Source organism: Flavobacterium sp. FlaQc-28, assembly GCF_044007415.1.
GTDB lineage: Bacteria > Bacteroidota > Bacteroidia > Flavobacteriales > Flavobacteriaceae > Flavobacterium.
Window position 1 is genome coordinate 594,440 of sequence record NZ_JBIPCM010000002.1, and the last position, 13,823, is coordinate 608,262.

Consider the following 13,823-nt stretch of genomic DNA (forward strand, 5'->3'; position numbering starts at 1 on the left):
GGAACGATGTAATCCATAAAGACTTAACAATTTCTAACGTCTTTATCATTGTATTTAAATCTAGAGTGAGGGTTTGCGTGTGTTTTCTCTTCGTCTTATTTTTAAATAACAAAATAGTGCCGGCAGTATTACAATCATAAATAATGGAGTAACCCAATATTGACGCATTTCATATGAAAATGGACTATTAATTGTATTATTCTCTCTTCTATACAGGATTTTTTCCTTTACCGTTTTAATTCTCCAAATCGGAATCTGGCTTGTATTTAAGCTTCCACTTTCAATAATATTTATTGGTATTGCGATTCCGCTTTTTAGTTTATCAGATTTGCAATACCCATAAAATACCCAAGAAGTTTTATTGCTGCCGCTATTTGACGGTGGTATTTTTTCATTTACTACCAGTATGTCTTTAGAGTAATTTTCATCAGGATTCAACGATGCATAAAAGATTTTAGTTTTTGAGAAATCATTTATTGCTTCTATTCCAATTATAGATAATCCCAAAAATATAAGAATTAAACAAAGTGTTTTCATTAGCTAATAATATTTTATTGGTGTTGTTTTATCTGTTTGCAAGAATTTAATATATGATTTTTTCTTTGGCTTTTGTTTCTCTAGCAGATTACTATGAATTGGACTACTAGTAATATAATGCGTATTTTGTGATTATATTTGATTTTAAAGTTTAAAATTATGGTTTATACTTTTTGTTCCAATAAGAATATCTGTCAAAACGGACTTTTAGGAAATCGGCTAATTCTAATGTATCTAGGTCTAGTATTTGAGATTCTGTATAATCTAGATCATAATCAATATCAATTATATCAAACTCCATTTGTTCTTCATTTATGTATCTCGAATAATTGTTGAAACACAATCTTTTTCCATTTAAAAAATTTTCGATAGGAGGATTTGATTCGTTTTTCTTTTCTATTTCTTCGATAATGATTTCGGATTTAAAGGGAGGTAATTGTATTTTTTTTTCAAATGTTCCGTCCAGGTTTAAAATTACAGCATTATTAGGATAAGGATAAGTTTTACTATTTTTAAATATTGCAACTATATATTGTAAATTAGAAAGAGGGAATCCTTCTACACTTCCATTTTTATCAGAAATACTTATTTTTTTTTCTTTATACTCCCAATACATCCCATGTCTTTTGCCTTTTAAAAATTCTTCTCTAATACTGTTTTCAATTTTCTCGTAATGAAATGTATTTGGATTTAAAATATCAATAGGAATATAAATACCAGTTTCATTAAATTTTTTCCAATTTTTGATCATAGTTTTAGTTTATTATCTTTTGTGGGAGTATAATTGTTTAGTTGGAATGATTACTTTTTTTTAATAATTTAGATAAAGAATATTGCATTGCTCTTTCCCAAATAGGATTTTTAATAAAAAAGGGATGATTTCCATTGTATTTTTGATAGTGTTTTTTGTATGTTTCTTGTAAATTATTGTCTGTTGCATAAATATCTATAAGTTTTAAAGAATAACTGCGTAGAACATCATCAAATATTGTTTCCAATAAAATACAGCTGCCTATTTCTTCACTATAAACAAAAACTTCTCCATCTTCAAGTTCTCTTCCCTCCATACTTTTTACCCAAGATTGATCATCACAATCAATGTCATTAAAAAATCGAATGCTTACAAACTCGTAGCCACTACTATGAGAGTTTGCAATATCATTTATAAAATCAGGATAATTCTCTAATCGAAGTTGTACAAAAAATGATGAAAGAACTAAATTCTCAGGAATGAAATCAATATCTAATTTATAGATTATGCCATTTTTTTTAGTTCTGTTTTTTAAAACGTACTTCATGATTATTTGAAATAAAAAGTTTGAATTTTTCCACCCTAGTTTTTCTAAGTGTTCTTCTGTAATGCTCTGCAAATATCTCTGACGGTACATTATTTATATACAAATCTACTTTAAGAAAACGGAAATTTCATGTAGTCTAGAACTTTAAATGTAAGATACTTTTAAAATATGAATGTAATATGCAGTGAAAAAAATGTAAAAGATTAATTTCTGGAGCAATAAGAAGTTGAAATTTAAAGATTACTATGATTGACTTATTACAATGAAAAACAAGATTAGAAAATTTTGACTGACGATTATTTACGAACTGACTTTCGATAATAAATAAAAAAAACTCCAGATTTCTCCAGAGTTCAATTTTGTAATATAAAAAGAGAATATTATTCCTCTTTCATAGTATGATAAACGTTCATTACGTCATCATCTTCTTCGATTTTTTCGATTAATTTTTCAACGTCAGCGATTTGAGCTTCTGTTAATTCTTTAGTGATTTGTGGAATACGCTCAAAACCTGATGATAAAATTTCAAGTCCTCTGTTTTCTAATTCTTTTTGCAAAGCACCAAAACTTCCAAAAGGAGCGTAGATTAAGATTCCGTCTTCATCTTCAAAAACCTCTTCAGCACCAAAATCAATTAATTCAAGCTCTAATTCTTCAGCATCAAGACCATTATTTGCAATTCTAAAGTTACAAGTATGGTCAAACATAAACTCAACAGAACCTTGAGTTCCCATTGTTCCGTTGCATTTGTTAAAATAACTGCGAATATTAGCAACCGTTCTGTTATTGTTATCAGATGCAGTTTCAATCAAGATTGCAATTCCGTGAGGCGCATATCCTTCAAATAAAATTTCCTTATAGTTAGCAGTATCTTTATTACTTGCATTTTTTATCGCGCGCTCCACATTGTCTTTCGGCATGTTTGCGGCTTTTGCATTTTGTATAACAGCTCTTAATCTAGAATTGGCATCAGGGTTTGGACCACCTTCTTTAACTGCCATAACGATATCTTTACCAATTCTGGTAAATGTTTTAGCCATTGCTGACCAACGTTTCATTTTTCTTCCTTTTCTAAATTCGAACGCTCTTCCCATTTCTAATTTTTAGTTTTGTGATGCAAAAATACGGTTATTCCTTAATTTTTCCAAAATCAAAATTTAAGTTTTTTTTGATTTGTTTTGAGGTTAAGGTTTCAAGTTTCAGGTTTTAGGTTTCAAGTTGGTACAATATTGCGTAAACTTTAGCACGCTATGTGTAAAATCTGAAACTTGAAACAAAAAAACTTGAAACAAAAACTTTTATTTCGAAGAATTAAAGTCATTTATAATATTGACCGCTTCATTTAAGTATGGGTTTATTTTTAAATGATCGATTTGGTACTGATTTATTGTTTTGTCATTAGGATAAGCACTCAATAAATACTGGTTTACTGTGGAGTTGTAAACGTCCAGCGGATTATTTTCGTCATTAAAAGTATTGATTTCTTTCCACAAAGAATTTACTATTTTTTTCTGATTAAAGACAGCGTCGATGGTCATTGGTACCTCCGCTTTTGGAGTGTTTACCAATTGATCTATTTTAAGATTGATCTTTTTAATATCATTAAAATAAAAATTATCTGCCAGTCTCGTTTTACTGTTTTTTGCCAGTTTATCAATTAAAGTTCGTTTTACGTACGGGCGGTATTTTAGCGTTGAGGTAATGCTGTCATTTTTAATCGCAGTTGGAAAATCGCTTTCTTTTTGATAAACATCTTCATAAAACTCAGGAAGAACCACATCTGGAGTTACACCTATGTATTGATGACTTTTTCCAGTTACTCGGTAAAATTTATTAATCGTAATTTTTAGAAAATCAGTGTTTTTTGTTTCGTCAAGCGAAAGGATTGTCTGCATAGTAGCTTTACCAAGAGTACTGCTGCCTAATAAGAGAGCACGATTATAATCTTGCATAATAGAGGAGAAAAACTCGCTGGCTGATGCTGTATTGCTATTAACAAGTATCACAATAGGACCTTTGTAAATAACACCTTTAAAAGGATCATTTATAATAGATTTTTCTTTAGTATGATCAATAACAATCGAAAGTGGACCATAATCAACAAACATTCCTGCCAGTTTTATGGCTTCTTCCATAGAACCGCCGCCATTATCTATTAAATCTATAACAAGACCTTTGATATTGTCTCTTTCTAATTTTATAATTTCTCTGGCTACATCATCAGCACAGCCTTTTCTGCTGTTTCCGTCCAGATCAGCATAAAAACTAGGGATTTTAATGTATCCAATTTTACTGTCTTTACCAATTATAAAGCTAAAAACCGAGTTTTCTTCATCTTTCATTACTTGCTTTTCAATGTAAACCTCAAAACTTTTACCTGAATTTCTTTTAAGAGTTATGGTTAAGCTTTTATTCGCTTCAGATAAAATCATGGTCGAAATAGATTCTAGTGAAGCGCAAGAAACCTGAAGTGTTTCTTTTTGATTGGAAACAGAAACAATTTGATCGCCTTTTTTTATCTGACCAGTTTGATATGCAGGGCCATTTGGGTCAAGTTCTTGTACAATAATTTCATTTTTTTCATTAAGATTTACCGTCATTCCCAATGATAAATGCTCTTTCGACAACGACGCAACAAAGCTCGATTTAGAATCATCGCTAAAATAAGCAGTATGCGGATCAAAATAAGTGCAGAAAAAATTATAAAGATTCTCGTTTTGATTTGTTTTGGTTTCTAGCAGCGTATTAATACGACAGATTTCATTTGATAAAATCAATTTTCTAGATTTTGCTTCTATAGATTTAAAATTGACTTTAATAGAATCTAAATTATCGCTTGTCTCTGCAATATCATCCAGAATTTGATAACGTATTTTTTTTCGCCATACTTTCTCTAAATCTTCTTTTTTCAAATAAAATGGAAATGATTTTTTATAAAATCTAATCGTATCTTTTTTGCTGTAATCAAAAGGTGCGGCTTGAATTTTTTCAAGGATATTTTTTGTTCTTTCTAATCCGGAAATGTATTTTGATGTAATGTCAGTCAAAAAACTGCAGTCGTTTTCTAGAATTAAATTATCTAAGTTTAAACGATATTTTGCTGCCATTTCATCGTATTCGCTCTTAAAAAAGATGTTTCTAGAAGGATCTAATTCATTAATTAGATTATCGAAAACAAAAACCGATAAACTGTCATCGACTGGTTTTGGGCGTAGATGTTCTGATTGGATTATTGCATTTATTTTGTTTAGTATTTCGCAGGTGTTGGCACTATTTTGACTAAATAGAACGTTGGCAGTTAACATCAATACTAATACTATTTTTTTCATAAATCGAAGATCTTCGTTTAGACTAAAATTACGTTTATTTTTTCATAAAAATTACGTTTTTTCTAAAAAATCTTACACGCGAGTAAATGTTTTTACAGCCTTAAATGCATTTGAGAATAATACGGATTAAATCATTTTTTCTTGTAAATACTTTAATTTTTGGCCCAAAAAAAATGCATTACAATTTGTAATGCATTTTCTAAATATTTTAGGAACATATTATTTCTTGTAAAAAGGCAGTTTTACCACTTTTGCAGGAACATCATTTTTTCTAATTCTAATAAAAACATCACTGTCAACAGCGCTGTTTGCAACAGTAACATATCCTAAACCAATACCTTTGTTCATAGACGGAGACATTGTTCCAGAAGTTACAATACCAATTACCTCACCTTGAGCATCAACGATTTCATAATCGTGTCTTGGCACTGCACGTTCCTGCATTTCAAAAGCTACTAATTTTTTTGTAACACCAGCTTCTTTTTGTTTTTTCAAACTTTCAGAATTGGTAAAATCTTTAGTAAACTTTGTAATCCATCCTAAACCAGCTTCAAGAGGAGAAGTTGTGTCGTTTATATCGTTTCCGTACAAACAAAATCCCATTTCTAAACGTAAAGTATCACGAGCAGCAAGACCAATAGGTTTGATTCCGTAAGCCGCACCAGCTTCAAAAACTTTGTTCCAGATTGCTTCAGCATCTGCATTTTTGCAATAAATTTCAAATCCGCCAGAACCAGTATATCCAGTAGCAGAAATAATTACATCACTAAACCCTGCAAAATCACCAACTTCAAAATGGTAATAAGGAATTGCAGCTAAATCTAATGACGATAATGGCTGCATTGCCTCAACCGCTTTTGGCCCTTGAATTGCCAACAAAGAATAATCGTCAGAAAGGTTTTTCATATCAACACCTAAATCATTGTGAGATGAAATCCAGTTCCAGTCTTTTTCAATATTCGAAGCATTTACAACAAGTAAATACTCTTCTTCTTTCATTTTATATACAATCAAATCATCTACAATTCCGCCTTCATTATTTGGCAGACAAGAATATTGCGCTCTTCCAATTGTCAAAGTCGAAGCATCGTTTGAAGTTACTTTTTGAATCAAAGCCAAAGCATTTGGACCAGTAAGTAAAAATTCGCCCATATGCGAAACGTCAAAAACACCTACACTGTTTCGAACAGTTTCATGTTCAGCATTTACACCTTCGTATGTAATAGGCATATTGTAACCCGCAAAAGGCAGCATTTTTGCTCCCAAACTCTCATGTATGTGCGTAAGCGCAGTATTTTTCATTGTGTTGTTTTATAAAATTGAATCGCAAATTTATTTAAAAAATATCAAATTTGAACGGTATAAATTATAAATTTCGCAATGATTAGGAGCTATTTACTGCTATCCGCTATATCTTTTACTTTTTAAAGAAAAAAGTAAAAGGATGCCGCTTCAAACGAAGTTCACTGAACTCCAATAAAAAATAAAAATATAGTGAAGTAATCAGGACTAGGGCTGACCGTTTAAAAGAAACATTCGTGCATTCGATTTTTTATGTAACTTTAATCAAGAAACATAAAAGAATCCTTTATCCAAAGTTTTCATAATCAGCTATGTTTGTTCAAACAAGTGAAACGCCTTTATTCGCAAAGAAAAGCTATGATTCTATGTGTTTAAAATAAAAAAGCATCAAATGAAATCTCCATATTTAATCACAAAAGAAGAAGTTTTAAGAGTCTACAAACCCGTAAATCCTCATACACATAAAGGACTTCAAGGTCATGCAGTTATTATTGCAGGAAGTTACGGAAAAATTGGAGCCGCCGTTTTAGCCTCAAAAGCTTGTTTAAAATCAGGATGCGGACTCGTAACGACTTTTATCCCAAAATGCGGTTATCAGATTCTTCAAATCTCAATTCCAGAGGTGATGACAGTTACAGATGAAAACACAAATTTCATTACTAACATTCATTTGCCGTTAATTCCGCAGGCGGTTGGAATTGGACCAGGAATAGGGAAGGAACTCGGAACACAAAAAGCCTTATTTGAATTTTTAAGAATCAACAAAGCGCCTTTAGTTATCGATGCAGACGCATTGAATATTTTAGCCGAAAATTTATCTTGGCTTGAATTAGTTCCAGAAGATACCATCCTGACTCCGCATCCAAAAGAATTAGAGCGTTTGATTGGAAAGTGGAATTCAGAAGCAGAGAAATTTCAAAAAACGATTGCTTTTTCAGAAAAATACAAAGTTATTGTGGTCATGAAAGGAGCACCAACTTACATTATCAATAGAACTTCAGTCTACGAAAACACGAGCGGAAATGCTGCTCTTGCAACCGCAGGAAGCGGCGACGTCTTAACAGGAATTCTAACAAGTCTTCTTGCACAAGGCTATGAACCCAAATATGCGTCAAAACTAGGCGTTTACCTGCACGGATTAACAGCCGATTTAGCTTTGCCAAAAACGGGTTATGAGTCTTTTACGGCTTCTACAATTATTAAATATCTTGGAAAAGCTTTTCTTGAATTAGAAAATGTGTCAATTTGATAATTAGATAATTTTGTTTGTCTATATATACAGTTTGTCATTCTTCATGATGACAAAATTGAGGATGAATAATCTGCGTATATCAGCTTAAATCTTTTTAAATCTGCGTGAAATAATTTACGGTTTAATAAAAAATCTAAAATCTACCCTCTACGATCTAAAATCAAAAAAACGTAAGTTTGTAATGTCAAAGATTAGAAACTTAGCAACTCAGTACCTTAGCATCTTTGAATCTTTAAAAAATGAAAAACAACTTCGATCTTAGAACGGTAAATGTTACTCGTTATATTACACCTTTGCGTGAAGGCGGTTCTTTACCCGCTTTGGCAGAAGCCGATGACGATTTTAAATACGTCTTAAAATTTAAAGGAGCCGGACACGGTGTAAAAGCACTTATAGCCGAATTAGTAGGCGGACAAATTGCAAAAGCCTTAAAACTACAATTACCAGAATTAGTTTTCGCAAACCTAGACGAAGCTTTTGGAAGAACCGAAGGCGATGAGGAAATTCAGGATTTACTGCAAGGAAGTCAGGGATTAAACCTCGCACTTCATTTTTTATCAGGTGCTATTACTTTTGATCCAGTTGTAACAACTGTAGATGCTAAATTGGCTTCGCAGATTGTGTGGCTTGATGCTTATATTACAAACGTCGACAGAACTTTTAAAAATACCAATATGCTGATTTGGCATAAAGAACTATGGCTGATTGATCATGGTGCGTGTTTGTATTTTCATCATTCTTGGAACAATTGGGAACAGCATGCCAAAAGTCCGTTTGCATTGATAAAAGACCACGTTTTACTGCCGCAGGCTTCACTTTTAAAAGAAGTTGATGCCGAATTTAAAGCACTTTTAACAACAGAAATTTTAGAAGATATTGTAAATACAATTCCGCTCGAATGGCTGCAATGGGAAGATACCGACGAAACGTCCGAAGGTTTAAGAAATGTGTATTTACAGTTTTTAAAAACCAGATTAGAAAATTCAGAAACCTTTGTAAATCAGGCTCAAAATGCAAGATAATCACTTATATGAGTATGCCGTGATTCGAGTTGTACCAAGGGTAGAACGCGAAGAATTTCTGAATATCGGAATTATTTTGTTTTGTAAAAAAGCCAAATTTATCAAAGTTCTTTTTCATCTCAATAAAGAAAAAATACAAGCACTTTCTGATGATTTTGATATCGAACAATTAGAATGCAATTTGACCTCACTAGAAAAAATCACAAACGGAGCCAGAGACGGCGGTCCAATTGCGGAATTTGATATTCCCGAGCGTTTTCGCTGGTTAACCGCAATTAGAAGTTCAGCGATCCAAACTTCAAGACCTCATCCGGGTTTGTGTCAGGATTTGGAGAAAACGATTCAGCGTTTGTTTGAAGAGTTGGTTCTTTAAGGAAGGTTCAAAGGTACAGAGGAGCAAAGGGACAAAGGTTTTATTTAATGCATTTATTCCTCAATCTTGTCATTTAGACAAAGGAGAAATCTTCGTGAGAAGCTCGACAAAGATTGGATTTCTGTTGCGGAGTTACTTGCGAAGATTTCTCGTACCTCGAAATGATAAACGGTATGGAAACTTTATCAAAAAACCTTTGTAAGTTTACTCGCGATAGCGATCGGGATTTCGAGATAAAAAAAACTTGTGAACTTTGCGTAAACCCTTGTGAACTTTTGCGGTTAAACCAAATACAGGATCAGATTAAAAATCTAATATTCCAAAAAGGCATTCAGTAGAAAAATCAAGAATTATATTTTCCTTTTCTTGATTTTCAATCACCAATAAATCATAAGGTTCTAAAGAGTAACGCTTTTCATTAATTGTAATAACGGTTGTCTGTAAAGAAAATACAATTACTATTTCAGCATTACAATTCTGATTACGATTTGTTATTTCCAGTTTATGATGCGATATTTTTTCAGAAATCATCCAATTAAAATCAATCCCTTTTGTATAAGAAGTCACTTCATCATCCGAATTAAATTCCATGATTTCGTATTTCTCGTATGCTTTTTTTTCTTTGTTTACCTCAACATCCAAGCAGTTATCCAGCATAACCAAGTATCGGTGATAGCCCTTAAATTTGGTGAATTCTGAAGGAAAGTCCTCTATGGTAGCGCTGCTTATTCTGAATACAAAATCTCTATCGGCATAATTTGCGGTTTTTGGATGTATCATGTATTCATAGGTCAATCCGCCGCTCCAAATTGAGGCTTTACTATCTTTTTTATACAAAAGGAGTATATTCATTTTTTATTATTTCACGGGATTAGTTTAAGTTCTTCATTAAAAAAAGGTTCAAAGTTACAAAGAGGTAATGGTTTTTTGTAGAGGCGTACAGCAGTTCGCTAGGATATAATTTAAAAATCTTACAATACGCCAAGTTCGGAAGATCTATTGGTAAAGAAAAGTTAGAGATTTTGTCTCCTTATTTCCAGCTGACTTTTTTTAATCTTTAAATAGTTGTTTAATCAGTTGTTTTATAATTTCTGCTTTTTTTAAAGAAAATGCTTATTATTGTTTAGTATTTTTTAAGTTTGCCATAAATTATAATAGCCCAATTAATTAAAATATTTCACTTTTAAAACCTACCAAATATGAAATTAAATTTTTTTTCATTGTTATCATTAACTATCATTTTACTTAATTTATCTGCGTGCTCATCAGAGGATTCTCCAAAATCAGATCAACCGGAAACAATTGATCCGGCAACACAAAATTTGGTTTCTATTACGTTTCCTACTAGTACTAATATGGCGTATATGACTGATAAGCAAGAATTCAAATATGACGATAAAAGGCGTATTAACTTAATAGGAAGTTATTATGCTATAACATATGTCAATGATGACTTGATTGAAACCACAAATTTAGGAGATAATGTGTCTAATGCCGACATTAAAAATAAGACATCTATTATATTAAAGAATAAAAATATTGCATTGGTTATTAGTAATACTGTTTTCAAAAGAACAACTGGAGAAGTTTATAGTATCGAAAGAGATTCAACTGTGTATACTTATGACAATGAATATATAGCTAAAATTGTTAAATATCACAAAATGTCTGTTGATGGTGACGGAAAATATCGTCTTGATAAACAAACTGATTTTATAGTTACTAATGGTAATATTACACAAGTTAAAACCCTTGAGTATGGAGATGTTGTAATCAGTAATTATAAATACGATTCTGAACCAAATATCCTTTTGGGAGATATGGCTTATGAAACACCATTGTTTAAGGTTGATGGGTATGAAATTTTAACTCACGATAAACTTGGAAAAAGAAATAAAAATAATGTAATTTCAATGGAAAATGTCTTTACTGAAACTCCATTTCAAAAATCTTATAAAACTGTTAATTTCAAAAGAAATTTAGATAAATCAGGAAGAATAAGCGAAATTATAATTTCTGGAAGTTGTGTCACAAGTAATCCACTAAATTCTGCAACAAATTTTGTCGACGAAAAAGTTATTTTCGAGTACAAATAAATTTCAGCTTATTTAGGGAAAGTTATATATAAACTAGTAAAGAAGCCAAGTTACAAAGTAATAAAAAAACTTTGCAACTTGGCTTCTTTGCGATATATGAAAAATCCAGTGAATTTCTGGTGAAACTTTCTTAAAGCTTTTTTTCTAAATAAATAAACTCCAAAGGCTTTTCAGAAACCGTAACGTGAATACCACTTTCAGGAAAAGCTTCTCTTTCGCCCGTATCAACATAACCGTGGCGTTTGTACCAAGCGATTAGTTCTTCGCGAACCGAAATAACTGTCATAATAATGCTGGATAAACCAAGAGTTTTAGCGTGAATTTCGGCTTCAGCCAAAAGCTTTTTTCCAATTCCGCTATTTTGAAGTTCTGGCGAAACCGTCAGCATTCCTAGATATAGTTGATGTCCTTTTTCGACCAATAAAACCGAACCAATAATTTTATCATTCTCGGTAAATTTCAGAATCGTATTTTTAGAATCCTGTAAAATTTGGGTCATTTCTTCTTCATCAGTTCTTTTTCCTTCCAGTAAATGCGCTTCGGTCGTCCAGCCTTTTTTTGAAGATTCGCCTCTGTAGGCTGAGTTAATTAATGTTACTAATGCGGAAATGTCTTGTAGTAATGCTTTGGTAATCATGATATATAATAATTTCTTTCCAATTAATATTTTGGAGTATTCATTTTTGTTTTTTGAAGTAGTTGATCTTCTTTTTCAATCAATTTTTTAAATGGAGATTTGTCTGGCAAATGTTGCTTTTGATATTGTTCAATAAGCGGAATCGTTAAAATAATTTTCAAGGCATTATGATAATTATTTATTTCGGTTTGTTTTTTATTGATAGTATCTATTAAATTTTCCAGATCAGCTTTTTGTGATATATATTTATCGTTACTTTTCTTAATTAAGTTTATAATTTTCTGTTTCATTATACTATCCCTTATGCCAGTTATATGGCTTTCTGCAGAATTGTAATAATCATCGGATTTTTTATTATAATTATAAAAAATATTTGTTGTATCTCTTGGATTCAACTCACTTAACTCTTTTTCTAAAGATTTCAATTCAGGAGATTTATCTACAAGTTCCTGATACAAGTCTTCGACTAAATCATGGCCTTTTCTAAATCTTCCTATATCGATACTTTTTTCCTGAAATGCTTTTGGTTCTTCATTACTTGTGCGGTGGGTTTCATTTTCTCGACAAGAGAACAAGAGAATTAATAAAAAGAAAGCAAGTTTTTTTAGCATAGTTTTATTTTTAAAGTTTTAATAATCATAATGAAATTTGCCTTCTGTTTTAGCAGGAAAAACAAAATTACAATATTGAAGATTGGCTTTAGCCAAAATACAAACGTTTTTTGATTGAAGCCATTTTTGTATTAATTTTTAACAACTTTATCTCTTGATTTGTATTATAATGTATATTTGAATTTAGCAAATCAATAATGCAGACGAGAGAAAAACTCAGTCTAATTTTTTTAAGATATTCAATGAAAAATAAAATACTATTCCTTGTTTCTTTGCTGTTTTTTGGAGCAGCAATTAGTTCTGTGTCAGCTTTTAGTGTTAAATCTTTGGCGGAAGATAATTTTAAGAAAGAGTTAAAAGTTCTGTCATTAAATACTTGGCACGAAGGAACTACAGTAAAAGGAGGATTTGACGCGATTGTAGACGTAATTCTTCAATCTGATGCAGATATTGTTTTATTGAGTGAAATACGCAATTATAAAGAAGTATTGTTTACACCGCATATTTTAGAAGCTTTAAAAGCCAAAGGCAAGATTTTTTATGGCTCGAGCCTTAAAACGGACGCCGTTGTTTTGTCTAAATTTCCTATCGAATCTACGACATCGATTAGTTCAGAATCCTTAATAAAATGTATGATTAGGTTAAACAAGAAAACCAGTGTTGCGGTATATGCCGCACATTTAGATTACACACATTATGCTTGTTATTTACCAAGAGGTTACGATGGAGTGGATTGGAAAAAATTACCAGAACCCATTTTAGATACGGAAAAAATTCTGAAACAAAATATCGATTCGCAGCGTGACGAAGAAATAGCGCTTTTTGTAAAAGATGCTCAAATAGAACGTCAAAAAGGAAATCTAGTGCTTTTAGGAGGCGATTTTAACGAACCTTCGCATTTAGATTGGACAGCAGCAACAAAAGATTTGTTTGATCATAACGGCGTTATTGTACCGTGGCATAATAGTGTGACGCTTAAAAATAATGGTTTTCTAGACGCTTACCGAGTAAAATACCCTGACCCTGTTAAAAATCCAGGATTTACTTGGCCGGCTTATAATACTGATGTAGAATTGTCAAAACTATTATGGGCAAAAGACGCCGACGAAAGAGATCGTATTGACTTTATCTATTTTTATCCAAATAAAAAGTTGTCGCTGACAGATACTGTAATTGTTGGACCTGTAGCAAGTGTTGTAAAAGGAAAAGGAATGGAAACTCCCGACGGAGATACATTTTTGAAACCAAATGGTATTTGGCCTTCAGATCATAAAGGGGTTTTGGCTGCTTTTTTGATTGCGGATTAAGTACTAACGTTACACGAAGTCTCTTGACTTGGTAAACATTGGTTCTGAAAAGCGTATCT

14 protein-coding genes are annotated in these 13,823 nt (G+C 31.7%); 5 read left to right on the plus strand and 9 right to left on the minus strand.

Going from position 1 to position 13,823, the window contains the following annotated elements:
• Window positions 1-60: 60 nt before the first annotated feature.
• The 6 genes from ACHRVL_RS08520 to gcvT all read right to left on the minus strand — a co-directional run bounded on the left by ACHRVL_RS08520 (window position 61) and on the right by gcvT (window position 6,466).
• Window positions 61-537 (minus strand): hypothetical protein, encoded by a 477-nt coding sequence (locus ACHRVL_RS08520; protein WP_395411860.1) that lies wholly within the window; start codon window positions 535-537, stop codon window positions 61-63.
• Between the two features lie 157 nt (window positions 538-694).
• A complete protein-coding gene (locus ACHRVL_RS08525) occupies window positions 695-1,288 on the minus strand; it encodes a hypothetical protein (RefSeq protein WP_395411862.1) in 594 nt (197 codons plus the stop codon).
• 37 nt (window positions 1,289-1,325) lie between these two features.
• Window positions 1,326-1,835 carry a hypothetical protein gene (locus ACHRVL_RS08530; RefSeq protein ID WP_395411863.1) on the minus strand — a complete coding sequence of 170 codons (510 nt, stop codon included), beginning with the start codon at window positions 1,833-1,835 and terminating at the stop codon, window positions 1,326-1,328.
• Between the two features lie 380 nt (window positions 1,836-2,215).
• On the minus strand, window positions 2,216-2,929 hold the full coding sequence (locus tag ACHRVL_RS08535) for a YebC/PmpR family DNA-binding transcriptional regulator (RefSeq protein ID WP_026729302.1): 714 nt from the start codon (window positions 2,927-2,929) through the stop codon (window positions 2,216-2,218).
• A 204-nt stretch (window positions 2,930-3,133) separates the two neighbouring features.
• Window positions 3,134-5,164: a S41 family peptidase gene (locus tag ACHRVL_RS08540; protein ID WP_395411865.1), complete on the minus strand. Its 2,031-nt coding sequence runs from the start codon at window positions 5,162-5,164 to the stop codon at window positions 3,134-3,136.
• Between the two features lie 219 nt (window positions 5,165-5,383).
• On the minus strand, window positions 5,384-6,466 hold the full coding sequence (gcvT, locus tag ACHRVL_RS08545) for a glycine cleavage system aminomethyltransferase GcvT (RefSeq protein WP_370431735.1): 1,083 nt from the start codon (window positions 6,464-6,466) through the stop codon (window positions 5,384-5,386).
• Window positions 6,467-6,857: 391 nt separating this feature from the next.
• Here gcvT and ACHRVL_RS08550 point away from each other — a divergent pair, with 391 nt between their 5' ends.
• The 3 genes from ACHRVL_RS08550 to ACHRVL_RS08560 all read left to right on the plus strand — a co-directional run bounded on the left by ACHRVL_RS08550 (window position 6,858) and on the right by ACHRVL_RS08560 (window position 9,113).
• The gene (locus tag ACHRVL_RS08550; protein WP_395411867.1) at window positions 6,858-7,715 is read left to right on the plus strand and encodes an NAD(P)H-hydrate dehydratase; all 858 of its coding nucleotides are present in this window, start codon (window positions 6,858-6,860) and stop codon (window positions 7,713-7,715) included.
• 242 nt (window positions 7,716-7,957) lie between these two features.
• Complete coding sequence (locus ACHRVL_RS08555; RefSeq protein WP_395411870.1) at window positions 7,958-8,740, plus strand: HipA family kinase; 783 nt, start codon at window positions 7,958-7,960, stop codon at window positions 8,738-8,740.
• Window positions 8,730-9,113, plus strand: a complete 384-nt coding sequence (locus ACHRVL_RS08560) for a DUF3037 domain-containing protein (protein WP_395411871.1) — start codon at window positions 8,730-8,732, stop codon at window positions 9,111-9,113. The genes ACHRVL_RS08555 and ACHRVL_RS08560 overlap by 11 nt, the downstream gene beginning before the upstream one ends.
• Window positions 9,114-9,416: 303 nt before the next feature.
• On the opposite strand, the gene ACHRVL_RS08565 is transcribed toward ACHRVL_RS08560, so the two are convergent.
• A complete protein-coding gene (locus tag ACHRVL_RS08565) occupies window positions 9,417-9,965 on the minus strand; it encodes a HutD family protein (RefSeq protein ID WP_395411873.1) in 549 nt (182 codons plus the stop codon).
• A gap of 368 nt (window positions 9,966-10,333) precedes the next feature.
• On the opposite strand from ACHRVL_RS08565, the gene ACHRVL_RS08570 reads away from it, so the two are divergent.
• Entirely contained in the window at window positions 10,334-11,209 is an 876-nt protein-coding gene (locus ACHRVL_RS08570) for a hypothetical protein (protein ID WP_395411875.1), read from the plus strand.
• 130 nt (window positions 11,210-11,339) lie between these two features.
• Here the strand turns inward: ACHRVL_RS08570 and ACHRVL_RS08575 are convergent, their stop codons facing one another.
• Both ACHRVL_RS08575 and ACHRVL_RS08580 read right to left on the minus strand, forming a co-directional pair.
• Window positions 11,340-11,846 carry a GNAT family N-acetyltransferase gene (locus ACHRVL_RS08575; RefSeq protein ID WP_395411877.1) on the minus strand — a complete coding sequence of 169 codons (507 nt, stop codon included), beginning with the start codon at window positions 11,844-11,846 and terminating at the stop codon, window positions 11,340-11,342.
• A gap of 23 nt (window positions 11,847-11,869) precedes the next feature.
• Complete coding sequence (locus ACHRVL_RS08580) at window positions 11,870-12,457, minus strand: hypothetical protein (protein WP_395411879.1); 588 nt, start codon at window positions 12,455-12,457, stop codon at window positions 11,870-11,872.
• Between the two features lie 242 nt (window positions 12,458-12,699).
• Here ACHRVL_RS08580 and ACHRVL_RS08585 point away from each other — a divergent pair, with 242 nt between their 5' ends.
• Window positions 12,700-13,764: an endonuclease/exonuclease/phosphatase family protein gene (locus tag ACHRVL_RS08585; protein ID WP_395411882.1), complete on the plus strand. Its 1,065-nt coding sequence runs from the start codon at window positions 12,700-12,702 to the stop codon at window positions 13,762-13,764.
• Window positions 13,765-13,823 lie beyond the last annotated feature (59 nt).

What these genes read in the sequence shown, in the direction of transcription:
- ACHRVL_RS08520 (WP_395411860.1), bottom strand. Translation starts at nt 537, where the DNA reads ATGAAAACACTTTGTTTAATTCTTATATTTTTGGGATTATCTATAATT.
- ACHRVL_RS08525 (WP_395411862.1), bottom strand. Translation starts at nt 1,288, where the DNA reads ATGATCAAAAATTGGAAAAAATTTAATGAAACTGGTATTTATATTCCT.
- ACHRVL_RS08530 (WP_395411863.1), bottom strand. Translation starts at nt 1,835, where the DNA reads ATGAAGTACGTTTTAAAAAACAGAACTAAAAAAAATGGCATAATCTAT.
- ACHRVL_RS08535 (WP_026729302.1), bottom strand. Translation starts at nt 2,929, where the DNA reads ATGGGAAGAGCGTTCGAATTTAGAAAAGGAAGAAAAATGAAACGTTGG.
- ACHRVL_RS08540 (WP_395411865.1), bottom strand. Translation starts at nt 5,164, where the DNA reads ATGAAAAAAATAGTATTAGTATTGATGTTAACTGCCAACGTTCTATTT.
- gcvT (WP_370431735.1), bottom strand. Translation starts at nt 6,466, where the DNA reads ATGAAAAATACTGCGCTTACGCACATACATGAGAGTTTGGGAGCAAAA.
- ACHRVL_RS08550 (WP_395411867.1), top strand. Translation starts at nt 6,858, where the DNA reads ATGAAATCTCCATATTTAATCACAAAAGAAGAAGTTTTAAGAGTCTAC.
- ACHRVL_RS08555 (WP_395411870.1), top strand. Translation starts at nt 7,958, where the DNA reads ATGAAAAACAACTTCGATCTTAGAACGGTAAATGTTACTCGTTATATT.
- ACHRVL_RS08560 (WP_395411871.1), top strand. Translation starts at nt 8,730, where the DNA reads ATGCAAGATAATCACTTATATGAGTATGCCGTGATTCGAGTTGTACCA.
- ACHRVL_RS08565 (WP_395411873.1), bottom strand. Translation starts at nt 9,965, where the DNA reads ATGAATATACTCCTTTTGTATAAAAAAGATAGTAAAGCCTCAATTTGG.
- ACHRVL_RS08575 (WP_395411877.1), bottom strand. Translation starts at nt 11,846, where the DNA reads ATGATTACCAAAGCATTACTACAAGACATTTCCGCATTAGTAACATTA.
- ACHRVL_RS08580 (WP_395411879.1), bottom strand. Translation starts at nt 12,457, where the DNA reads ATGCTAAAAAAACTTGCTTTCTTTTTATTAATTCTCTTGTTCTCTTGT.
- ACHRVL_RS08585 (WP_395411882.1), top strand. Translation starts at nt 12,700, where the DNA reads ATGAAAAATAAAATACTATTCCTTGTTTCTTTGCTGTTTTTTGGAGCA.